The organism is Pseudomonas sp. LAP_36 (genome assembly GCF_019456785.1).
GTDB lineage: Bacteria > Pseudomonadota > Gammaproteobacteria > Pseudomonadales > Pseudomonadaceae > Aquipseudomonas > Aquipseudomonas tritici.
Map to the genome: position 1 here is coordinate 636,723 of NZ_JAHZMS010000003.1, position 21,844 is coordinate 658,566.

The window sequence follows — 21,844 nt, forward strand, 5'->3', positions numbered from 1 at the left end:
AAAGACGCGTGTAAGATACGCCGCACTTAGCCAGGGATGCTCACCATGTTCGATTCGTTCAAAGCGATCAGCCGCCGTGTTGTCGGTGCGTTATTGACTGTGGTGGGGGCCGTCTTTGGCCAATGGCATCCGCCGCTTTGGCTGCGCGCTACCGGCCGTGGGTTGGCAAACCTGGGCAGCAAAGCCCGTGCTTATCCGCGCCAGACCGGTGCCGGCGTGTTAGGCCTGGTCCTGCTGGCCGCCGCCGGGTTCTACGGCTGGCATTGGTATTCCAACCTGCCGCAGCCGCACACCGCGAGCTATTCGCTGCACAAACCGAACCTCACCGACTACACCCAGCAGCCGCCGGTTGTGGATAACTTGCAGGTGCGTTTCGGCGAATCCGTGGCCCCGTTGACGGCCATCGGCAAACCGGTCACCGACGGCATTACCCTCAACCCTGCGGTTGCGGGCACCTGGCGTTGGTCCGACGACCGCACGCTGCAGTTCGTGCCTGAGAAAGACTGGCCCATCGACGCCCATTACACCCTGGACCTGGCCAAGAAAAACCTGCTGGCCGACGGCGTGTTACTGGACCAGTACAGCACGCAGTTTTCCACCCAACCGTTCCGCGCGACCCTGGCGCAAAACGAGCTGTACCAAGACCCGTCCAACCCGACGCTGAAACAGCTGGTGGCCACCTTCCATTTTTCCCACCCTGTGGATGAAGACAACCTACGCAAACGCGTAACGGTGACCCTCGGCAAAGGCCTGGCCTACCGCGACGCCCAGTTGCCCAACCGCCCGGAAATCACCTTCGACGAGAAAAAGCTCAACGCCTACGTACGCTCCGCCGCCCTGGCTACGCCGCTGGAAAGCACACCGGTCAGCGCTAAGCTCGACGAAGGCATCAAGGCCCGCGACGGCGGCAACGCCAGCAGCGCACCGCTGGTGGCGGAAGTCACCGTACCCGGTCGTTATCGCCTGACCTTTACCGGGGCCGAAGTGAGTTTTGTCGACAACGAACGTGGCGAACCGGAACCCGTGCTGATGTTCAGCAGCTCCAGCGCCGTCGCCGACGACACCATCGCCGGTAAGGTTCAGGCCTGGCTGTTGCCGGAAAAAGCCCAGGACGACACGCGCCCCTACAACAGCAACGAGATTGACGACGCCCTGCTCGCCCGCAGCACCAAGGTCAACCTGACCCACGTGCCCAGCGTCGAGCCGTTGAACACCCTGCACGCCTTCAAATTCAAGGCCCCGGCTGGTCGCGCGATGTATGTACGAGTGCCCGCCAACCTGGAAGCCATCGGTGGCTACCTGGCAAAAAATCCTACGGCGTCGCTGATCAGCATGCCGGCGTACCCACGTACCTTGCAGTTCTTGTCTGACGGCGCCTTGCTCAGCCTCAATGGCGAAAAACGCCTGGGTTTCATGGCCCGTGGCGTGCCCGGCGCCCATGTGGAAATCGCCCGCCTATTGCCCAACCAACTGCAACACCTGGTGGACCAGAGCAGCGGCAGCTTTGCGCGGCCGAACTTTGGCAATGAGTACTTCGATCGCATGGTCGAGCGTCAGTCTTTGGATATTCCTCTGTCATCCAATGACCCGGCAAAAACCGTCTACGACAATGTGGACCTCAGCCACTACCTCACCGCCAATGGCGGACGTCGCGGTATTTTTGTCCTCAAGCTCAGCCCGCAGGATGACCCCGCCGAGCGTACGTTCGAGTACGAGCACAACAGCACCAGCGACCTGCGTTTTATCGTAGTGACCGACCTCGGCATCATCGCCAAGCGCTCCAGCGATGGCAGCCACGATGTGTATGTGCAGTCCATCGGCAACGGCTCGCCGGTGTCCGACGCCCAAGTCGATATCATCGGTCGCAACGGGTTGCCGGTCGCCAGCGGCCATACCGACGGCGAAGGCCACGCGCATTTCGCCAAGCTGGATGAACTGCGTCGTGAGAAAACGCCACTGATGTATGTGGTCACGCGCGGTAATGACCAGTCGTTCCTGCCCATTGCCCGCCAGTCCCAGCAACTGGATTTGTCGCGCTTCGACGTAGGCGGTTTGGAAGAAGATGGTGCGATTGATCGCCTCAGCGCCTACCTGTTTACCGACCGTGGCTTGTACCGGCCAGGTGAAACTGCGCACCTGGGCATGATCGTGCGCAGCGGCAACTGGAAAGGCGCGCTGCAAGGCCTGCCGGTGGAGCTGCAAATCACCGACCCGCGTGGCCTGGAAGTCATCCGCCAGCCGTTGAAGCTGTCTGCCAGCGGCTTTGAAACCTTTGATTTCCCCAGCAGCGAAGTGGCGCCGGCCGGAGAGTACACCGCGACCTTGCAGTTGATTGGCCAGAAGCAGACCCGCACCGACTTGGGCAGCGTGAGCTTCAAGGTCCGCGACTTCGAGCCGGACCGCATGAAGGTCAGCCTGAGTTTGCATGACACGCCTGTGCAGGGCTGGATTCCACCGGACCAAGTGGTAGCCAAGGTCACCGCCATGCACTTGTTCGGCGCACCGGCGTCCGGCCGTCGCGTGACCGCGAAAATGTCCCTGAGCCCGACGCTCGCGGCGTTTGATCGTTACCCCGATTACCGTTTCCGCCTCAACGACTCCCTGGAAGACGCCAGCACCGAAGACCTGGCCGAAACCACCGTCGACGACAACGGCCAGGCCGTGCTCGACCTCAACCTGCAACGCTTCGCCAACAGCACCTATCGCCTGCAGGTGATGACCCAGGTGTTCGAAGCCGAAGGCGGACGCAATGTGGCGGCGCAGAGTGCCTTGCTGGTGTCATCCGCGCCCTACCTGGTCGGTGTGAAAAGTCAGGATTCGCTGTCGTACGTCGCCAAAGACGCGCCGCGCCAGGTGCAATGGCTGGCTGTCGCGCCAGACCTTACGCCGCTGGCGGTGGACGGCCTGACCAGCGAAGTGGTCGAACACCGTTATGTGTCGGTGCTGGTGAAACAGTCCAACGGCACCTACAAGTACGAGTCGCGCATCAAGAACATCAGCCAGCCGGCGCAGCCACTGGTGATGACCGCGCAAGGCGCTAAGCAGACCCTGAACACCGCAACCCCGGGCGATTTCACTCTGCAACTCAAAGACGCCAACGGCAACCTGCTCAACCAGATCGACTACAGCGTGGCCGGGCGTGGCAACACTTCGCGCTCACTGGAACGCAACGCCGAGCTGCAACTGCGCCTGGATAAACGCAGCTACGCCACCGGTGATGAGATCGCCATCAGCATCCGTGCGCCCTACACCGGCGCCGGCTTGATCACCATCGAACGCGACAAGGTCTACACCCAGCAGTGGTTCAAGGCCGACAGCACCAACAGCGTGCAACATATCCGCGTTCCGTCAGGGCTTGAGGGCAATGCCTACGTCAACGTGCAGTTTGTGCGCGATATGGGTTCGGCCGAGGTGTACATGAGCCCGCTGTCCTATGGTGTGGTGCCGTTCAGCATCAACCTGGATGCGCGACGCATGGCGCTGAAGGTTGAAGGCCCGGCGAAAATCGAGCCGGGGCAGATGCTGGATATCAAGGTCACCGCCGACCGCCCGGGCCGCGCAGTGGTGTACGCGGTAGATGAAGGCATCCTGCAAGTGGCGCGCTACCAGACGCCGGACCCGCTGGGCTTCTTCTTCCAGAAGCGTGCGCTGGAGGTAGGCACCAGTCAGATCCTTGACCTGATCCTGCCGGAATTCAGCCGCCTGCTGAGTGGGGCGGCGCCCGGTGGCGATACGGAAGGCGCCCTGGCCAATCACCTCAACCCATTCAAGCGTAAACATCAGCCGCCCGTGGCGTGGTGGTCTGGGTTGGTAGACCTGCCAGCCGGCGAAACCCTGCTGCATTACCAGGTGCCGGACAGCTTCAACGGCAAGCTGCACCTGTTTGCGGTGGCAGTGGACAGCGACAGCGTCGGTGTCAGCGAAGCCAATACCGAGGTGCGCGGGCCGATCGTGATCACGCCAAACGTACCGGCCTTTGTGGCGCCGGGGGATGTGTTCAACGTCAGCGCCGGGGTGTTCAGCAACCTCGATGCAGCGGCGGACGTGAAGTTTGAACTTCAGACCAGCGATGGCCTGAAGGTACAGGGCGACAAGGGCAGCACGTTGTCACTGCAACCGCGCAAGGAAGGCACGGCCGAGTTCAAGATCAAGGTGGGTGAAATCCTCGGTTCGGCTGACCTGCGCTTTGTCGCCGTATTGCCCAACGGCAAGCGTATCCAGGTGGCGGAAACTACCTCGATCCGCCCGCTGAGCGAACATCGCGTGGCACTGAGCCTGGGCCGTTTCGACAGCGCCAGCAAAGAACTCAAACCTACTCGCGAACTGTTCAGCCAGCTGCGTGACGTGCAACTGGGCGTGGCTGCCTCGCCGCTGGTATGGGCCAATGGCCTCAAGCATTACCTGGATGACTACGGCTATGCCTGCACCGAGCAATGGGTGTCCAAGGCCATGCCGGCGTTGATCTGGGGCGGTAACGCACCGGAAGCCGAACAAGCCTTCAGCAGTGCCGTGCGCATGCTGCGCCAACGCCAGAACCAGGCCGGTGGCTTCGGTTTGTGGGCAGCCAACCCGGACGTGGCGCCGTACGCCAGCCTGTACGCCACCGACTTCCTGATCGAAGCCAAGGAGCGCGGGTTGCCGGTACCGGAAGATCTGCTGGTGCGCTCGAACGCGTATCTGACAGACCTGGCCAACGGTCCTAGCGAAGGCCTGTCGGAATTGCGCAACCGCGCCTACGCCAGTTACCTGCTGAGCCGTCAGGGGATTCTGGTAAGTGGTGCATTGAGCGATATCCGCGAGCGCTACGAGAGCTACTTCAAGGACACCTGGCAGAACGACCTGGGCGCCGCTTACCTGGCTGCCAGCTACAAATTGCTCAAGCAGGATCGCCAGGCCGATGCACTGTTCCGCAAAATCCCATGGCGTTCGCTTGTGGATAAGTGGGACAGCGACGGTTTGTATTACGACCCGCTGGTGCATGATGCCGAACACCTGCACCTGCTGGCGCGCCACTTCCCCGAGCTGATGGACGATGTGCCCACGGCCTTGCTGGATAAACTCGGCAAGCGCCTCAATGAGCAGCGTTACAACTCGCTGTCGGCGGCGCTGTTGCTGCGCGCCCTGGACAACTATGGCCAGCGCGCGCAAAGCGACATGACCCTCAAGGCCACCGCCTGGCTGGGTGACAAGCAGCAGCAATTGCTGGAGATGGCCGGTCAGCCACCGCGCGCCGCCGTGCCAGGCACCACGCAAAAGCTGGTGATGGAAAAATCCGATGGCCCGGCCGCGTTCTACATGCTCAGCGAAGCCGGTTTCGACAAGGGCGCCAAGCTCAAGCCGATCAACAATGGCCTGGAAATCATCCACGAATACCTCGACCTCAAGGGCGAGCCGGTGAGCAAGGTGGCGGTAGGTGATGAGTTCCTGGTGCGCCTGCGTCTGCGTGCTACAGACCGTGATCAGGTGCAGCAAGTGGCCGTGGTCGACTTGCTGCCGGGTGGCGTAGAGCCTGTGTATAACTTGCCGCCGGAGCCGGAAGCCGCCAGCAGTGAGGAAGGTGAAGGCGAAGCGTCCGAATACGTGGAAGAAGACAGCCAGGAAGCGGACGCATGGCAAGCGCCCATCGGCGAAACCGAGCTGAGCACCTGGCAGCCGGACTATGTGGACGTGCGTGATGATCGAGTGGTGTTGTACGGCACTGCGCTGCGCGATGTAGGCACTTTCGTCTACCGTGTGCGCGCCACCAACGCCGGCACCTTCAATACGCCACCGGCCTACGCCGAAGGCATGTACGAAACCACCCTGCAAGGGCGAGGCAAAGTAGGCCAGCTTGAAATTACCAAGCCTTAAGCGCCTGACGCCGCTGCTGGCAGCGGCGGTTCTACTGGCGGGGTTGCGGCTGTGGCCCCATGCCCCGCTGGAACAGGCCGTGACCTCGTCACGGGTGGTATTGGCCGACGACGGCTCGCTGCTGCGCATGACGTTGGCGGATGACGGGCAATACCGTCTGTGGCTGCCGCTGGAGCGCATGTCGCCGTCATTGGTCGAGGCCTTGCTGCTCAAGGAAGACCGTAATTTCTACTGGCACCCGGGGATCAATCCCCCGGCGTTGCTGCGCGCAGCCCTGGCCACCTACAGCGGTGGCCAGCGCCAGGGCGGGTCGACCTTGAGCATGCAACTGGCGCGGCGTTTGTGGGATCTGAACACCCGCCAAGTGCCAGGCAAGTTGCAGCAGATGGCGTTGGCGCTATGGCTGGAAGCACGCTACAGCAAGCACGATATTCTTGAGGCCTACCTGAACCTGGCGCCCATGGGCGGCAATATCGAGGGCGCCGAAGCGGCCAGCCGTATCTACTTTGGTAAGTCGGCAGCGCAGTTGTCGTTGTCCGAAGCGCTGGCGTTGGCGGTGATCCCGCAGCAACCGGGGCGACGTGCGCGCTTCGGGCCGTCATTGCAAAACGCGCGGCTGCGCCTGATGGCTGACTGGCGCGAGACTTATCCACAGGACCCGCGTAACGACAGTTTGTTGGACCTGCCTCTGGAGGCGCGCAACCGCCAGCAGATTCCTTTCCTGGCGCCGCACCTGAGCGAGCAATTGCTGGCATCCCAGCCCGGCAACGAGTTGAACAGCACCCTCAACTTGCCCTTGCAACAGTTACTCGAACGCCTGATCACCGGGTTTATCGCCGAGCGGCGCAGCACCGGTGTGGAAAACGCTACGGCCATCCTGATCGACAGCCGCGACCAGAGCGTCAAGGCGCTGGTAGGGTCGGCGGATTACTTATCCACAAGCCTCCACGGTCAAGTGAATGGAGTGCTGTCGCGACGCTCGCCGGGGTCGACGCTTAAGCCGTTTTTGTACGGCCTGGCGCTGGACCAGGGGGTGATCCACCCAATGAGTATCCTCAAGGATCTGCCAAGTAATTTCGGCTACTTCCAGCCGGAAAATTTCGACGGCAGTTTTGTCGGGCCGCTGACAGCCCGGGATGCGTTGATCCGTAGTCGAAATATCCCGGCGGTGTGGCTGGCCAGCCAGGTTAAGTCGCCGTCCTTATATGGATTGCTGCAGCGCGCCGGTATCAAAGGCCTGCGCGACGAAAGCCACTACGGTCTGGCGTTGGCCCTCGGCGGCGGTGAGATGACCCCGGAAGAACTGGCGCGGCTGTATGTGATGGTGGCCGGTGACGGGCACTTGCGGCCCTTGCGCTATTTGCAGGAACAGCCCCAGACCACCGGCGCCCAACTGCTAACGCCCCAAGCCGCCTTCATGGTGCGCGACATGCTGCGTCGCAACCCACGCCCGGATGGCTTGCCTGGCCGCCACTGGCGCACCGCCTGGAAAACCGGCACCTCTTGGGGGTTCCATGATGCATGGAGCGCAGGCCTGGTCGGGCCGTACGTGCTGGTGGTGTGGGTGGGCAACTTTGATGGCCGGCCAAACCCGGCGTTTATCGGCGCCAAGACGGCTGCGCCGCTGTTTTTCCGCATCGCCGACGCCCTGCCCCTGGCCCTGCCGAATGTGGTGATCAAACCCGACAAGCCACCCGCCGGACTGGTGCGCATCGACATCTGCGCCGCCTCCGGCGAGTTGCCCAACCGCTGGTGCCCGCAAACCCGCAAGACTTGGTATATCCCCGGCGTCTCGCCGATTCGCGTGTCCAACCTGCACCGCCCGGTGCTGATCGACACCCGCACCGGTAAAGCCGCCTGCCCGCCGTTCGAGGCGCAATACACCCGCGAAGAAGTCTTCGAGTTCTGGCCCAGCGACGTGCAACGCCTGTACCGCGCCGCCGGCCTGCCGCGGCGCACGCCGCCCAACGTGATGAAAAACTGCCAACCCAACCGCATCAGCGACCAGAGCGAAGCGCCGCAGATCCGTTCGCCGCTGACCCAGGTGAGCTATCAGCTGCGCCTGTCCCAGCCACAGGAAAGCATCCCGCTGAATGCCAATGCGGCCAGCGATGCGGCGACGTTGTACTGGTTCGCTGATCAAACCTTGATCGGCCAAGGGCCGCCGCAAACCACGCTGAATTGGCGGCCGGGCAAGTCGGGGGAGTATCGGTTGCGAGTCAGTGATGATCAGGGGCGCAGTGCGAGCCGGGGGTTGCGGGTGGAGTTTGTGCCTTAGGAGTGGTTGTCGCACTCAGCAAGTTCAACGTAGCTTGACTCCCCGCCTCCCGTCGCACCCGATAACCACCCCCAGACGAAGCTCAGCGTGGTACGCCCGGCCTGGTCGACGTCGACCGTGCCACGAGACCAACCGGCCAGTAGTGCGCCTTCTGTCGTCACGCACTGATAAAGCAATTCGATGGTATCAGGGCCGGTTACACGCCCGACCTGCTGGCCCAGACGAATCCTTGCGCCTTGGTAAGTGCTCGAGATGGCATCGCCATCGACAAGGTAATGAAACACCGTGCCCGTACCTGAGAGACCTTGGGTATTGTTTGCGACCGCAAACCGGCGATTGTTCAAACGTGCGTGAATCTGGGAAGAGGGTTGCATCGAGGTCGCATCCTTTCGCTGGAACCTGGAGACCCCAAGGGCCTCCAGGCGCGTGCCGTATTACTCCACCGTCACCGACTTCGCCAGGTTGCGCGGCTGGTCAACGTCAGTGCCCTTGAGCACGGCGACGTAGTAAGACAGCAGTTGCAGCGGGATGGTGTAGAGAATCGGCGACAGGGTGTCGTTGATGTGCGGCATGTTGATGACGTGGGTGCCTTCACCATTGGTCATGCCGGCTTTCTCGTCGGCGAACACCACCAGTTGGCCGCCACGGGCGCGGACTTCCTGCAGGTTGGACTTGAGCTTTTCCAGCAGTTCGTTGTTTGGCGCGACCGTGACGACTGGCATGTCGTCATCCACCAGGGCCAATGGACCGTGCTTGAGCTCGCCGGCCGGGTAGGCTTCGGCGTGGATGTACGAGATTTCCTTGAGTTTGAGCGAGCCTTCCATTGCCACCGGGTATTGCGCGCCACGGCCGAGGAACAGAGTGTGGTTTTTGTCGGCGAACAGCTCGGCGACTTTTTCCACGATGCTGTCCATGGCCAGGGCCTCACCCAGGCGGGTTGGCAGGCGGCGCAGTTCTTCGACCAGGGTGGCTTCAACACCTGCGGCGAGGGTGCCACGTACTTGGCCCAGGGACAGGGTGAGCAGCAACAGGCCGACCAGCTGGGTGGTGAAGGCTTTGGTGGAGGCCACGCCGATTTCGCGACCGGCCTGGGTCAGCAGGGTCAGGTCGGATTCGCGCACCAGGGAGCTGATGCTGACGTTGCAGATCGCCAGGCTGGCGAGGAAGCCCAGCTCCTTGGCGTTACGCAAGGCGGCCAAGGTGTCGGCGGTTTCGCCGGACTGCGAGATGGTCACGAACAGGGTGTCAGGCTGGACCACCACTTTGCGGTAGCGGAACTCGCTGGCCACTTCGACCTGGCATGGGATGCCGGCCAGTTCTTCCAGCCAATAACGGGCAACCATGCCGGCGTGGTAGCTGGTGCCGCAAGCCACGATCTGCACATTGCGCACTTTGGCGAACAACTCGGCGGCTTGTGGGCCAAAGGCGTTGACCAGCACTTGCTTGTCGCCCAGGCGACCCTCCAGCGTGCGTTGCACCACGGCCGGTTGCTCGTGGATTTCCTTGAGCATGAAGTGGCGGTATTCGCCTTTGTCGGCGGCTTCGGCGCCGTCGCGGTATTGCACAGCTTCACGCTCGACAGACTGACCGTTAACGTCCCAGATCTGCACGCTTTCACGGCGGATGTCAGCGATATCGCCTTCTTCCAGGTACATGAAGCGGTCAGTGACCTGGCGCAGGGCCAGTTGGTCGGAAGCCAGGAAGTTCTCACCCAGGCCCAGGCCGATCACCAACGGGCTGCCACTGCGGGCAGCAACCACGCGGTCAGGCTGGCTGGCGCTGACCACGGCCAGGCCGTAGGCGCCGTGCAGTTCTTTTACGGTGGCTTTGAGGGCGACAGTCAGGTCGCCCAGGTCTTTGAGCTTGTGATTCAGCAGGTGGGCGATGACTTCGGTGTCGGTGTCCGAAGTGAATACGTAGCCCAGCCCCTTGAGTTGCTCACGCAGCACTTCGTGGTTTTCGATGATGCCGTTGTGCACCACCGCCAGGTCGCCGGAAAAGTGTGGGTGGGCGTTGCGTTCGCACGGCGCACCGTGGGTAGCCCAACGGGTGTGGGCGATGCCCAGACGGCCAACCAACGGCTCACCGGCCAGGGCTTGCTCCAGTTCACTGACTTTGCCCGGGCGACGCATGCGCTCAAGCTTGCCGGCGTTGGAGAAGACGGCCACACCGGCGCTGTCGTAGCCACGGTATTCCAGGCGCTTGAGGCCTTCGAGCAGGATGGGAGTGATGTTGCGTTCAGCGACTGCGCCTACGATGCCACACATGGTGTTTCTCCTAGATGATTGCCGCACATATCAGCGTAATGCCGCGGGCTTGAATCTGGTCGCGGGCCTCAAGCGGCAGGCGATCATCGGTGATAAGGGTATGGACGCTGCTCCAGGGCAGTTCCAGGTTGGGAATCTTGCGGCCGATCTTGTCGGATTCGACCATCACCACCACTTCACGGGCGACCTCTGCCATGACGCGGCTCAGGCCCAGCAGTTCGTTGAAGGTGGTGGTACCGCGCTGCAGATCGATGCCGTCGGCGCCGATAAACAGTTGATCAAAGTCATAGGAACGCAGCACTTGCTCGGCGACCTGGCCCTGGAACGAGTCCGAATGCGGGTCCCAGGTGCCGCCGGTCATCAACAGCACCGGCTCGTGCTCCAGCTCGCTCAAGGCGCGGGCCACGTGCAGGGAGTTGGTCATCACCACCAGGCCGGGCTGGTGGCCCAGTTCGGGGATCATCGCGGCGGTGGTGCTGCCGCTGTCGATGATGATGCGCGCGTGTTCGCGCAGGCGCGTCACGGCGGCACGGGCGATGGCGCGCTTGTAGATCGAGATGGGTTGGGCGGCGTCGCCGACCAGTTCCTGGGGCATGGTAATTGCGCCACCGTAACGGCGTAACAGCAGGCCGTTGCTTTCGAGGGCAGCCAAGTCCTTGCGGATGGTCACTTCCGACGTTTCGAAACGCTTGGCCAATTCGTCCACGCTGACTTCGCCCTGTTCATTGAGCAAGGTCAGGATGTTGTGGCGTCGTTGGGGGGTATTTCGTTTCGACATGGTGATGGTAAGTTTCGTTTCGAAAGATAACGAAGGCAATCAAAACCTATTGGCGAAACATCGTCAAGTGGGGCGTGCGAAATTTTTAGGTGCACACCCCAAAATAAATGTGGGAGCTGGCTTGCCTGCGATAGCGGAGTGTCAGGCAACATAAATGTTGAATGCCAGACCGCTATCGCAGGCAAGCCAGCTCCCACAGGAGGCAGCGTTCAGCCAGACAGATTGTGGATAACTCAGGTCTTTTTGATTTTGACCGGGCGTTTCCAGCCATCAATGTTGCGTTGGCGGGCACGGGCGACTGCCAGTTGGGACTTATCCACATCCTGGTTGATGGTTGAGCCCGCGGCTGTGCTGGCGCCATCGTCGAGGGTAACCGGGGCGACCAACGAATTATTGGAACCGATAAATACATCCGCACCAATGGTGGTCTGGTGCTTATTGGCGCCATCGTAGTTGCAGGTGATGGTGCCCGCCCCGATGTTAGTTCGCGCACCTACAGTGGCATCACCCAAGTAGGTCAGGTGTCCGACTTTGGCTTCGTCGTCCAATGTGGCGTTTTTCAATTCAACAAAGTTACCCACATGGGCTTTAGCGCCCAATACGCTTCCTGGACGTAACCGCGCAAACGGCCCAGCATCGCTGCCCTCGCCCATCACGGCGCCGTCGATATGGCTGTTGGCCTTGACCACCGCGCCTTTGCGCAGGGTGCTGTCCTTGATCACGCAGTTCGGGCCAATCACCACGTCGTCTTCGATGATCACGCGGCCTTCGAGGATCACGTTGATGTCGATCAGCACGTCGCGGCCGACAGTGACTTCGCCACGCACATCGAAGCGCGCCGGGTCGCGCAGGGTCACGCCCTGGGCCATCAAGCGGCGGCCTTCGCGCAGCTGGTAGTGACGTTCAAGCTCTGCAAGCTGCTTGCGGTCGTTGGCGCCCTGCACTTCCATCGGGTCGTGTGGCTGTTCGGTCGCGACCAGCAGGCCATCGCTCACGGCCATCTCGATGACGTCGGTGAGGTAGTACTCGCCCTGGGCGTTGTTGTTAGACAGACGGCTCATCCAGTCGGCGAGCTTATTGGCAGGGACCGCCAGAATCCCGGTGTTGCCTTCGGTAATGGCGCGCTGAGTTTCGCTGGCATCCTTGTGCTCAACGATGGCCGCGACCTTGCCGTCGGCATTGCGCACAATGCGCCCGTAACCGGTAGGGTCATCCAGTTCAACGGTCAGCAGGCCCATCTGGCCAGACACGACATGCTTGAGCAGGCGTTGCAGGGTTTCCACTTCAATCAGCGGTACGTCGCCGTACAGGATCAGCACGGTGTCGGCAGTGATGAAGGGCACGGCTTGTGCGGTGGCATGGCCGGTGCCGAGTTGTTTGTCCTGCAAAACGAAATTCACGTCATCCGCGGCCAGGCGCTCACGGACCACATCGGCACCGTGGCCAATCACCACGTGGATGCGCTGCGGGTCGAGTTGCCGGGCGCTGTGGATAACATGACCAAGCATGGAGTTGCCGGCCACCGGGTGCAGCACCTTGGGTAGGGCCGAACGCATACGGGTGCCCTGGCCTGCGGCGAGAATGACGATTTCAAGAGACATGAGTGGCTACCAATCCTGGGCGGTCCGACTTCAGACCAGAGAAGTGTTTTGCAAAAAAAGAAAAAGGGTAGCCGAGGCTACCCTTTTTAATCAATCGCGCATGAAGCATGACGGCATGGCCGCTTACTTCTTGCGGATCTGCTGGAGCGTGCGCAGCTGAGCTGCAGCCTCGGCCAGACGTACAGCAGCAGCGCTGTAGTCGAAGTCCGCACCCTTTTCATTCAGGGCCTTCTCAGCAGCCTTGACGGCTTCCTGAGCGGAGGCTTCATCCAGGTCGCCAGCACGTTGCACGGTGTCGGCAAGTACCTTGACCATGTTCGGCTGAACCTCGAGGAAACCACCGGAGATGTAAAACACCTCACGTTCCCCGCCTTGCTTGGTCAGCGTGATCGGACCTGGCTTCAAGCTTGTGATCAGCGGGGCATGACCCATGGCGATACCAAGATCACCCAGGTCGCCGTGCGCTGTAACAAACTCGACCAGACCGGAGAAAATTTCCCCTTCCGCGCTGACGATATCGCAATGGACTGTCATAGCCATCTGATTGCCTCAACCTGATGAGCGCCCGTTTCCGGGCGCCTGGATTACAGTTTCTTGGCTTTCTCGATCGCTTCTTCGATGCCGCCGACCATGTAGAACGCTTGTTCTGGCAGGTGGTCGTAGTCACCGTTGAGGATGCCTTTGAAGCCAGCAATGGTGTCTTTCAGGGAAACGTATTTACCCGAAGCACCGGTGAAGACTTCAGCCACGAAGAACGGCTGCGACAAGAAGCGCTGGATCTTACGAGCACGGTTTACCAACTGCTTGTCGGCTTCCGACAGCTCGTCCATACCCAGGATCGCAATGATGTCCTTCAGTTCTTTGTAACGCTGCAGCACGTACTGAACGCCGCGAGCGGTGTCGTAGTGCTCCTGGCCGATCACGTTCGGGTCCAGCTGGCGCGAAGTCGAGTCGAGTGGATCGACCGCTGGGTAGATACCCAGGGAAGCGATGTCACGGGACAGAACGACGGTGGCGTCCAAGTGGGCGAAGGTGGTCGCAGGCGACGGGTCGGTCAAGTCATCCGCAGGTACGTATACCGCTTGGATCGAAGTGATCGAACCTTCCTTGGTCGAAGTGATACGTTCTTGCAGAACGCCCATCTCTTCAGCCAGGGTCGGCTGGTAGCCTACTGCGGAAGGCATACGGCCCAGCAGTGCGGATACTTCAGTACCGGCCAAGGTGTAACGGTAGATGTTGTCGACGAACAGCAGAACGTCGTTACCTTCGTCACGGAACTTCTCGGCCATGGTCAGGCCGGTCAGTGCTACGCGCAGACGGTTACCCGGCGGCTCGTTCATCTGACCGTAAACCAGTGCCACTTTGTCCAGAACGTTGGAGTCCTTCATCTCGTGGTAGAAGTCGTTACCCTCACGGGTACGCTCACCCACACCGGCGAACACGGAATAACCGCTGTGCTCGATGGCGATGTTACGGATCAGTTCCATCATGTTTACGGTCTTGCCTACACCGGCACCACCGAACAGACCGACTTTACCGCCTTTGGCGAACGGGCAAACCAGGTCGATAACCTTGATGCCGGTTTCCAGCAGGTCGTTGCCGCCAGCTTGTTCGGCGAACGAAGGTGCTGGACGGTGAATGCCCCAACGCTCTTCGGTGTCGATCGGGCCAGCTTCGTCGATTGGGTTACCCAGTACGTCCATGATCCGGCCCAGGGTCGCTTTACCGACCGGTACGGAGATGGCTGCGCCAGAGTCGATTACGTCCAGACCGCGCTTCAAGCCTTCGGTAGAACCCATCGCAATGGTACGAACTACGCCGTCGCCCAGCTGCTGCTGAACTTCCAGAGTAGTTTCCGCGCCTTGTACTTTCAGCGCGTTGTAGATGCTCGGTACGCTGTCGCGTGGAAATTCCACGTCGATAACGGCGCCGATGATTTGAACGATACGTCCGCTACTCATAGCTGGATCCTCTGAATATTTGAACCGTTAAACCGCGGCAGCGCCGCCGACGATTTCCGAGATCTCTTGGGTGATCGCAGCCTGACGCGCCTTGTTGTAGATCAGCTGCAAATCGCTGATCAGATCACCGGCGTTATCGGTAGCGTTTTTCATCGCGATCATCCGCGCTGCTTGTTCAGCTGCGTTGTTCTCGACCACCGCCTGGTACACCTGCGACTCCACGTAGCGCACCATCAAGCCGTCAAGCAGCTCTTTGGCGTCTGGTTCGTAGAGGTAGTCCCAGTGGTGCTTGAGTTCCTGATCCGGAGTCGCCACCAGTGGAATCAATTGCTCCACGGTTGGCTGCTGGGTCATGGTGTTGATGAACTTGTTGGATACCACGGAGAGGCGGTCAATCCGGCCTTCCAGGTATGCATCCAGCATCACCTTCACACTGCCGATCAAATCATTGATCGACGGCTCTTCACCCAGGTGGCTGATAGCTGCAACGACGTTACCGCCGAAGTTGCGGAAAAAGGCCGCACCCTTGCTACCAACAACACACAGATCGATCTCGACGCCGTTTTCGCGGTTTACCGCCATGTCCTTGACCAGGGCCTTGAACAGGTTGGTATTCAGACCACCGCACAAACCACGGTCACTGCTCACAACCACATAACCGACGCGCTTGACTTCACGCTCGATCATGAATGGGTGGCGGTATTCCGGGTTGGCGTTGGCCAAATGCCCAATTACCTGGCGGATACGCTCCGCATAAGGACGGCTAGCAGCCATGCGCATTTGTGCCTTGCGCATTTTGCTGACCGCCACTTTTTCCATGGCGCTGGTAATCTTTTGCGTGCTTTTGATGCTCGCAATCTTACTGCGAATCTCTTTTGCGCCTGCCATGTAACACCTATCAGGTTAGCAAGCGGGAGCCTTGCGGCTCCCGCTGCGGCTTACCAGGTTTGGGTGGCCTTGAACTTCTCGATACCGGCTTTCATGCCAGCGTCGATATCGTCATTGAAGTCACCCTTCACGTTGATCTTCGCCATCAATTCGGCGTGATCGCGGTTGAAGTAAGCAATCAGCGCTTGTTCAAAGCTGCCAACCTTGGCGATTTCAACGTCGGTCAGGAACCCACGCTCAGCGGCATACAGCGACAACGCCATGTCAGCGATCGACATTGGGGCGTATTGCTTCTGCTTCATCAGCTCGGTAACGCGCTGACCATGCTCAAGTTGCTTACGGGTCGCTTCGTCCAGGTCAGAAGCAAACTGGGCGAATGCCGCCAGTTCACGGTACTGAGCCAGAGCGGTACGGATACCACCGGAGAGCTTCTTGATGATCTTGGTCTGAGCGGCACCACCCACACGGGATACCGAAACACCGGCGTTCACTGCTGGGCGGATGCCCGAGTTGAACATGGCCGATTCCAGGAAGATCTGACCGTCAGTGATGGAAATCACGTTGGTCGGAACGAACGCAGAAACGTCGCCAGCCTGGGTTTCGATGATCGGCAGTGCGGTCAGGGAACCGGTTTTGCCGGTCACTGCGCCGTTGGTGAACTTCTCTACGTATTCTTCCGAAACGCGGGATGCGCGCTCCAGCAGACGGGAGTGGAGATAGAACACGTCGCCTGGGTAAGCTTCACGGCCTGGTGGACGGCGCAGCAGCAGGGAAATCTGGCGGTAAGCCACTGCTTGCTTGGACAGATCGTCATAAACGATCAGCGCGTCTTCACCGCGGTCGCGGAAGAATTCACCCATGGTGCAACCGGAGTACGGTGCCAGGAATTGCAGCGCAGGAGATTCCGAAGCACTGGCAGCCACGATGATCGTATTGGCCAGGGCGCCGTTTTCTTCCAGCTTGCGAACCACGTTGGCGATGGTCGATTGCTTCTGACCGATCGCTACGTAGACGCAGAAAATGCCGCTGTTCTTCTGGTTGATGATCGCGTCGATGGCCAGAGCGGTTTTACCGATCTGACGGTCACCGATGATCAGCTCACGCTGGCCACGGCCGACTGGGATCATGGCATCGACAGCCTTGTAGCCAGTCTGTACAGGCTGGTCTACCGACTTACGCCAGATCACGCCTGGAGCAACTTTCTCGACCGCGTCGGTCTCGGTGTTGCCCAGTGGACCTTTACCGTCAACAGGGTTACCCAGTGCGTCGACTACGCGACCCAGCAGTTCCTTACCAACCGGAACCTCCAGGATGCGGCCAGTGCACTTGGCGCTCATGCCTTCAGCCAGACTGGTGTAAGCGCCCAATACAACGGCACCTACGGAGTCTTGCTCCAGGTTGAGGGCCATACCGAAGACGCCGCCCGGAAACTCGATCATCTCGCCGTACATTACGTCGGCCAGACCGTGAATCCGCACGATACCGTCAGATACGCTGACGACAGTGCCTTCGTTACGGGCTTGGGAGGTCACATCGAGCTTGTCGATGCGGCCCTTGATAATTTCACTTATTTCGGAAGGATTGAGTTGCTGCATTGCTCTGCTGCCCCTTCAAACTCAAGATTTCAATGCTTCGGCAAGATTCGCGAGTTTGCCGCGAATCGAACCATCGATAACCAGGTCGCCGGCGCGAATGATGACACCACCAATCAGGGTGGCATCCTCCGCAACTTGCAGGCGCACTTCCCGGTCGAGTCGTGCACTGAGAACCTTGGCGAGTTTGTCTTGCTGTTCTTGGTTCAATGCGAAAGCACTGGTGACTTCAACGTCTACCGACTTCTCTTGCTCGGCCTTGTACAGGTCAAACAGAGCGGCAATCTCCGGCAAAAGCAGGAGACGGTCGTTTTCGGCAACGACGTGCAAGAAGTTCTGCACTTTCACATCAAACTTGTCGCCGCACACGTCAATAAACGTGGCGGCCTTGTCTGCGCTCGTCAGTCGCGGGGCCTTGAGCACGCGCTGCATGGTGTCGTCTTGCGACACTGCTGCAGCCAGGCCGAGCATGGCTGACCAAGAGGCCAGCTGCTGGTGGGCCTGGGCGTGCTCGAAGGCTGCCTTAGCGTAAGGTCGGGCCAACGTGGTCAATTCTGCCATGATCGCCCTCGCTTAAATTTCAGCAGCCAGTTTGTTAACCAGCTCCGCGTGCGCGTTTTGATCGATTGTGGCGCCCAGGATCTTCTCAGCACCGCCGACGGCCAGAGCACCCAGTTGGGCACGCAGGGCATCTTTGACACCGTTCAGTTCCTGCTCGATCTCGGCCTGAGCCTGAACCTTCACACGGTCAGCGTCGATACGGGCTTTTTCAACAGCCTCTTCAACAATCTGGTTACCGCGTTTCTTGGCTTGCTCAATGATCTCGGCTGCTTGGGCTTTCGCTTCGCGCAGTTGCTGACCCGCTTTATCTTGGGCCAACTCCAGGTCGCGAGCTGCTCGGGCTGCAGCGTCCAGTCCATCCGCGATCTTCTTCTGACGCTCGTGCAGAGCTGCGATGACCGGAGGCCATACGAACTTCATGCAGAAAACGACAAAAATCAAGAACGCTAAGGACTGACCAATAATGGTTGCATTAATGTTCACGCCAATACCTCGCTCATTCGTTGCACAACACACCAATCACTCGAAAAACGAGTGATTAACCGGCGAGTTGACCAACGAAAGGGTTCGCGAAGGTGAAGAACAGAGCGATACCAACACCGATCATGGTCACGGCGTCGAGCAGGCCGGCGACGATGAACATTTTAACTTGCAGCATTGGAACCATTTCTGGCTGACGCGCGGCGCCTTCCAGGAATTTGCCGCCCAGCAGGCCGAAACCAATGGCAGTACCCAGGGCGCCCAGGCCGATCAACAGTGCAACAGCGATAGCGGTTAGACCAACTACAGTTTCCATCTTTCCTCCCGACTTTTACGTCGTATGGTTTAGGTTTTTTAGATTTTAAAGCGGTAAAACAAATCGTTTCATAGCCCTGGTGGGCCACCTTCCCGTTTCACCGGGAAGGACATCAGACTAGTCGAGACTGGCCTTAATGGTTCTCTTCGTGCGCCATCGACAGGTAGACGATGGTCAGCATCATGAAGATGAAGGCCTGCAGGGTGATGATCAGGATGTGGAACACAGCCCACGCCCACTGCAGAACGATGCCCAGGCCGCTAAGCCAGAGCAGGCCGCTGCCGAACATCACAGCGATCAGAATGAACACCAACTCGCCGGCATACATGTTGCCGAACAGTCGCAGAGCCAGGGAAATCGGCTTGGCGATCAGGGTTACGAATTCCAGCAGGAAGTTCACCGGGATCAGCAGGGCTTGAACAAAGATGTTCTTGCTGCCGAACGGGTGCAGGGTCAGTTCGCCGATGAAGCCGCCGATGCCCTTGATCTTGATGCTGTAGAAAATGATCAGCGCGAACACCGACAAGGCCATGCCCAGGGTAGCGTTCGGGTCAGTGGTCGATACCGCGCGGAATGGAATGTGCGGGTCGCCGGAGATCAGGATGGCCAGCTGAGGAATCCAGTCAACCGGGATCAGGTCGACGGCGTTCATCAGGAACACCCAGACGAAGATGGTCAGTGCCAGCGGTGCAATCACCGGGCTACGGCCATGGAAGCTGTCTTTCACGCTGCCATCGACGAATTCGACCAATACTTCAACGAAGTTCTGCAAAGCACCTGGCTGACCGGAAGTTGCCTTCTTGGCCGCCATGCGGAAAATCAGAACGAAGATCAGACCCAATGCGACCGACCAGCCCAGAGTATCCAGGTGGAAAGCCCAGAAACCCATTTCTTTGGCTTCTGCTGCGGAGTGGGCAAAGCCCCAGCCGCCATTAGGAAGCTGACCGAAGGTCAGGTTCTGCAAGTGGTGCTGGATATAGCCCGAAGCGGTTGTTTCTGCCATGGTTGCCTCAAACGCCCTAAGGTTTCGAAAGTCTTGTTTTCATTAGCAGGGGAGCGAACCAGCTGACCAGTTGGGTCAACACGAAGACGCCGAATACAGCCAGCGGCGCCAATGGCTTCACACCTGCAAAGGTCAGTGCAAACAGCACTGCCGTCAAAATCAGTTTCCCCGCCTCGCCGGCATAAAAAGACCGGACGATAGCCTGGGCTGCTCGGGCGCCGGAAAACCGAAAGGCCCTGTGAGCAAAATACATATTGGGCAGCAAGGCTATCAGGCCTCCGCAGAGTCCTGAATATCCGGCTACGACTCCATGCCCGTACCAAAGCGCCAAAGCGGCGATCAGTAAAATCACAAATTGAGCCAATAAAACCGGAAAAACGGCCAAGCGATGGAACGGCAACGTGTTTGGCGTGCGGGTTTCCATCACCTTTGCTCCTCAATGGTCGGCTGCCGGAAATCAATAACTTGGCATAATTTGTGCCGACAAAATGCGCGCAGAGTATAGGGGCGGTTCAGCCCCTATTCAACTGCCGGGTAGTGATTTCCGATCGCGCGCTACATGAGCAAATGTTTCAGCGGATGTGAGCAAGAACACCCTGAAGCTCATCCAGCGAGTTATACCCGATAACCAGTTGCCCTTTGCCCTTCTTGCCGTGACGAATTTGCACCGAAGAGCCCAGCCGCTCGGCCAGACGCTGCTCAAGACGCGCGATATCCGGATCAGGTTTGGCCGTTTCAACCGGTGCGGGTTTGCCGCTGAGCCACTGGCGAACCAGGGCCTCGGTCTGACGAACGGTGAGACCCCGTGCGACAACGTGTCGCGCCCCTTCAACCTGTTGATTTTCCGGCAAACCGAGCAAGGCACGGGCGTGGCCCATTTCCAGGTCGCCATGGGACAACATGGTCTTGATGACTTCCGGCAATGCGATCAGGCGCAGCAAGTTGGACACGGTCACGCGGGACTTGCCCACCGCGTCCGCGACTTGTTGCTGGGTCAACTGGAATTCCTGCTGCAGACGCTGCAAGGCAATCGCTTCTTCGATCGGGTTGAGGTCTTCACGCTGGATGTTCTCGATCAACGCCATGGCGATGGCGGTTTCATCCGGCACATCGCGCACCATCGCCGGGATGGTTTCCTTGCCAGCCTGCTGGCTCGCGCGCCAGCGGCGTTCACCGGCGATGATTTCATAACGGCCGTCACCAATCGGGCGTACCACGATTGGCTGCATCACGCCCTGGGCCTTGATCGAATTGGCTAACTCCTCCAGCGCCTGGGGGTCCATGTCCCGGCGTGGCTGGTATTTGCCGCGCTGGATCAGGTCCAGGGGCAGGTGTTGCAGCTCGCGCTCGTCGGCCTGCACCGCTTGTTCTTCAAGCGATGTGACGGTCGGACCACTCAGCAGTGCATCCAGTCCACGTCCGAGACCTCGTTTCTTGACGGCCATGGGGATTCCTTAAGTTGGCTGGGCTGCAGCGGTGCGTGAGTTGCGGCGTTGGCGACGAACCATCTCGCCGGCCAGTGCCAGGTAAGCAATGGCACCGCGCGACGTTTTGTCATAGGCCAACGCGGGCATGCCATAGCTTGGCGCTTCGGCCAGGCGGATGTTGCGTGGAATCACGGTGTCGTACAACTGCTCGCCGAAGTGTTCCTTGAGCTGCGCCGACACATCGTTCATCAGGCTCAGGCGCGGATCGTACATCGTGCGCAGTAAGCCTTCGATCTGCAGGTTCGGGTTGAGCAACTCGGCGATTCGCTTGATGTTATCCACAAGGTCGCTCAAACCTTCCAGTGCGAAGTATTCGCACTGCATGGGGATAATCACCCCATCGGCGGCCACCAACGCGTTGAGCGTGAGCATCGATAGCGACGGTGGGCAGTCGATCAAAATGTAGTCGTAGTTCTCGCGGATCGGCGCCAAGGCGCTGCGCAGACGGCTTTCTTTCATCTGCATTTCGAGCAGCACCACTTCCGCCGCGGTCAAATCGCGGTTGGCCGGCAGCAGTTGATAACCGCCGTGCTCGGAGTAGTGCATGGCCTGAGCCAGGTCGCACTCGCCAATCAGCACGTCGTAGACCGAGTTTTCCAGGCCGTGTTTATCCACACCGCTACCCATGGTGGCGTTGCCCTGTGGATCGAGATCGATCAACAGCACCCGACGCTTGGTGGCGACCAGGGATGCTGCGAGGTTGATGCAGGTGGTGGTTTTACCCACGCCACCTTTCTGGTTCGCTATTGCGAATACCTTAGCCATTCTTGCTTGTGTTCCCA

17 protein-coding genes are annotated in these 21,844 nt (G+C 59.8%); 2 read left to right on the forward strand and 15 right to left on the reverse strand.

The features are described from left to right. Nucleotides 1-45: 45 nt before the first annotated feature. Both JBO08_RS14020 and pbpC read left to right on the forward strand, forming a co-directional pair. On the forward strand, nt 46-5,850 hold the full coding sequence (locus tag JBO08_RS14020; protein WP_220074648.1) for an MG2 domain-containing protein: 5,805 nt from the start codon (nt 46-48) through the stop codon (nt 5,848-5,850). Further along, nucleotides 5,831-8,128, forward strand: coding sequence for a penicillin-binding protein 1C (gene pbpC / locus JBO08_RS14025; RefSeq protein WP_065875568.1), 2,298 nt, complete (start codon nt 5,831-5,833; stop codon nt 8,126-8,128). The genes JBO08_RS14020 and pbpC overlap by 20 nt, the downstream gene beginning before the upstream one ends. Here the strand turns inward: pbpC and JBO08_RS14030 are convergent. From JBO08_RS14030 to JBO08_RS14100, 15 genes are all read right to left on the reverse strand, one after another. Further along, nucleotides 8,125-8,502, reverse strand: a complete 378-nt coding sequence (locus JBO08_RS14030; protein ID WP_065875569.1) for a hypothetical protein — start codon at nt 8,500-8,502, stop codon at nt 8,125-8,127. The two genes, pbpC and JBO08_RS14030, sit on opposite strands and share 4 nt — an antisense overlap. A 60-nt stretch (nt 8,503-8,562) precedes the next feature. Beyond that, complete coding sequence (gene glmS, locus JBO08_RS14035; RefSeq protein WP_065891284.1) at nt 8,563-10,395, reverse strand: glutamine--fructose-6-phosphate transaminase (isomerizing); 1,833 nt, start codon at nt 10,393-10,395, stop codon at nt 8,563-8,565. A 10-nt stretch (nt 10,396-10,405) separates the two neighbouring features. Then, nucleotides 10,406-11,173, reverse strand: coding sequence for a DeoR/GlpR family DNA-binding transcription regulator (locus tag JBO08_RS14040; RefSeq protein WP_065891283.1), 768 nt, complete (start codon nt 11,171-11,173; stop codon nt 10,406-10,408). Nucleotides 11,174-11,406: 233 nt separating this feature from the next. After that, nucleotides 11,407-12,774 (reverse strand): bifunctional UDP-N-acetylglucosamine diphosphorylase/glucosamine-1-phosphate N-acetyltransferase GlmU, encoded by a 1,368-nt coding sequence (glmU, locus tag JBO08_RS14045; protein WP_220074647.1) that lies wholly within the window; start codon nt 12,772-12,774, stop codon nt 11,407-11,409. Between the two features lie 123 nt (nt 12,775-12,897). Then, on the reverse strand, nt 12,898-13,314 hold the full coding sequence (locus JBO08_RS14050) for a F0F1 ATP synthase subunit epsilon (protein ID WP_003195825.1): 417 nt from the start codon (nt 13,312-13,314) through the stop codon (nt 12,898-12,900). 44 nt (nt 13,315-13,358) lie between these two features. Next, the gene (gene atpD / locus JBO08_RS14055) at nt 13,359-14,735 is read right to left on the reverse strand and encodes a F0F1 ATP synthase subunit beta (RefSeq protein ID WP_003177062.1); all 1,377 of its coding nucleotides are present in this window, start codon (nt 14,733-14,735) and stop codon (nt 13,359-13,361) included. 27 nt (nt 14,736-14,762) lie between these two features. Further along, on the reverse strand, nt 14,763-15,623 hold the full coding sequence (atpG, locus tag JBO08_RS14060) for a F0F1 ATP synthase subunit gamma (RefSeq protein WP_028618578.1): 861 nt from the start codon (nt 15,621-15,623) through the stop codon (nt 14,763-14,765). A gap of 50 nt (nt 15,624-15,673) precedes the next feature. Next, nucleotides 15,674-17,218, reverse strand: coding sequence for a F0F1 ATP synthase subunit alpha (atpA, locus tag JBO08_RS14065; RefSeq protein WP_053127456.1), 1,545 nt, complete (start codon nt 17,216-17,218; stop codon nt 15,674-15,676). 21 nt (nt 17,219-17,239) lie between these two features. Beyond that, on the reverse strand, nt 17,240-17,776 hold the full coding sequence (locus JBO08_RS14070) for a F0F1 ATP synthase subunit delta (protein ID WP_049710821.1): 537 nt from the start codon (nt 17,774-17,776) through the stop codon (nt 17,240-17,242). Nucleotides 17,777-17,788: 12 nt separating this feature from the next. Next, entirely contained in the window at nt 17,789-18,259 is a 471-nt protein-coding gene (locus tag JBO08_RS14075; protein WP_008439543.1) for a F0F1 ATP synthase subunit B, read from the reverse strand. A gap of 55 nt (nt 18,260-18,314) precedes the next feature. After that, nucleotides 18,315-18,572, reverse strand: coding sequence for a F0F1 ATP synthase subunit C (atpE, locus tag JBO08_RS14080; protein WP_002555987.1), 258 nt, complete (start codon nt 18,570-18,572; stop codon nt 18,315-18,317). Between the two features lie 133 nt (nt 18,573-18,705). Continuing rightward, the gene (gene atpB / locus JBO08_RS14085) at nt 18,706-19,575 is read right to left on the reverse strand and encodes a F0F1 ATP synthase subunit A (protein WP_049710820.1); all 870 of its coding nucleotides are present in this window, start codon (nt 19,573-19,575) and stop codon (nt 18,706-18,708) included. 16 nt (nt 19,576-19,591) lie between these two features. Then, nucleotides 19,592-19,999 (reverse strand): F0F1 ATP synthase subunit I, encoded by a 408-nt coding sequence (locus tag JBO08_RS14090; RefSeq protein WP_003177069.1) that lies wholly within the window; start codon nt 19,997-19,999, stop codon nt 19,592-19,594. A 148-nt stretch (nt 20,000-20,147) separates the two neighbouring features. Further along, nucleotides 20,148-21,020: a ParB/RepB/Spo0J family partition protein gene (locus tag JBO08_RS14095; RefSeq protein WP_065875572.1), complete on the reverse strand. Its 873-nt coding sequence runs from the start codon at nt 21,018-21,020 to the stop codon at nt 20,148-20,150. A 9-nt stretch (nt 21,021-21,029) separates the two neighbouring features. Beyond that, complete coding sequence (locus tag JBO08_RS14100) at nt 21,030-21,827, reverse strand: ParA family protein (RefSeq protein ID WP_049710818.1); 798 nt, start codon at nt 21,825-21,827, stop codon at nt 21,030-21,032. Between the last annotated feature and the right edge of the window lie 17 nt (nt 21,828-21,844).

Bases quoted from the DNA above. Each gene is read 5' to 3' on its own strand.
- atpG (WP_028618578.1), bottom strand. From the start codon at position 15,623: ATGGCAGGCGCAAAAGAGATTCGCAGTAAGATTGCGAGCATCAAAAGC.
- JBO08_RS14050 (WP_003195825.1), bottom strand. From the start codon at position 13,314: ATGGCTATGACAGTCCATTGCGATATCGTCAGCGCGGAAGGGGAAATT.
- atpA (WP_053127456.1), bottom strand. From the start codon at position 17,218: ATGCAGCAACTCAATCCTTCCGAAATAAGTGAAATTATCAAGGGCCGC.
- JBO08_RS14040 (WP_065891283.1), bottom strand. From the start codon at position 11,173: ATGTCGAAACGAAATACCCCCCAACGACGCCACAACATCCTGACCTTG.
- JBO08_RS14100 (WP_049710818.1), bottom strand. From the start codon at position 21,827: ATGGCTAAGGTATTCGCAATAGCGAACCAGAAAGGTGGCGTGGGTAAA.
- JBO08_RS14030 (WP_065875569.1), bottom strand. From the start codon at position 8,502: ATGCAACCCTCTTCCCAGATTCACGCACGTTTGAACAATCGCCGGTTT.
- JBO08_RS14095 (WP_065875572.1), bottom strand. From the start codon at position 21,020: ATGGCCGTCAAGAAACGAGGTCTCGGACGTGGACTGGATGCACTGCTG.
- atpE (WP_002555987.1), bottom strand. From the start codon at position 18,572: ATGGAAACTGTAGTTGGTCTAACCGCTATCGCTGTTGCACTGTTGATC.
- atpD (WP_003177062.1), bottom strand. From the start codon at position 14,735: ATGAGTAGCGGACGTATCGTTCAAATCATCGGCGCCGTTATCGACGTG.
- JBO08_RS14020 (WP_220074648.1), top strand. From the start codon at position 46: ATGTTCGATTCGTTCAAAGCGATCAGCCGCCGTGTTGTCGGTGCGTTA.
- atpB (WP_049710820.1), bottom strand. From the start codon at position 19,575: ATGGCAGAAACAACCGCTTCGGGCTATATCCAGCACCACTTGCAGAAC.
- JBO08_RS14090 (WP_003177069.1), bottom strand. From the start codon at position 19,999: ATGGAAACCCGCACGCCAAACACGTTGCCGTTCCATCGCTTGGCCGTT.
- glmU (WP_220074647.1), bottom strand. From the start codon at position 12,774: ATGTCTCTTGAAATCGTCATTCTCGCCGCAGGCCAGGGCACCCGTATG.
- glmS (WP_065891284.1), bottom strand. From the start codon at position 10,395: ATGTGTGGCATCGTAGGCGCAGTCGCTGAACGCAACATCACTCCCATC.
- JBO08_RS14070 (WP_049710821.1), bottom strand. From the start codon at position 17,776: ATGGCAGAATTGACCACGTTGGCCCGACCTTACGCTAAGGCAGCCTTC.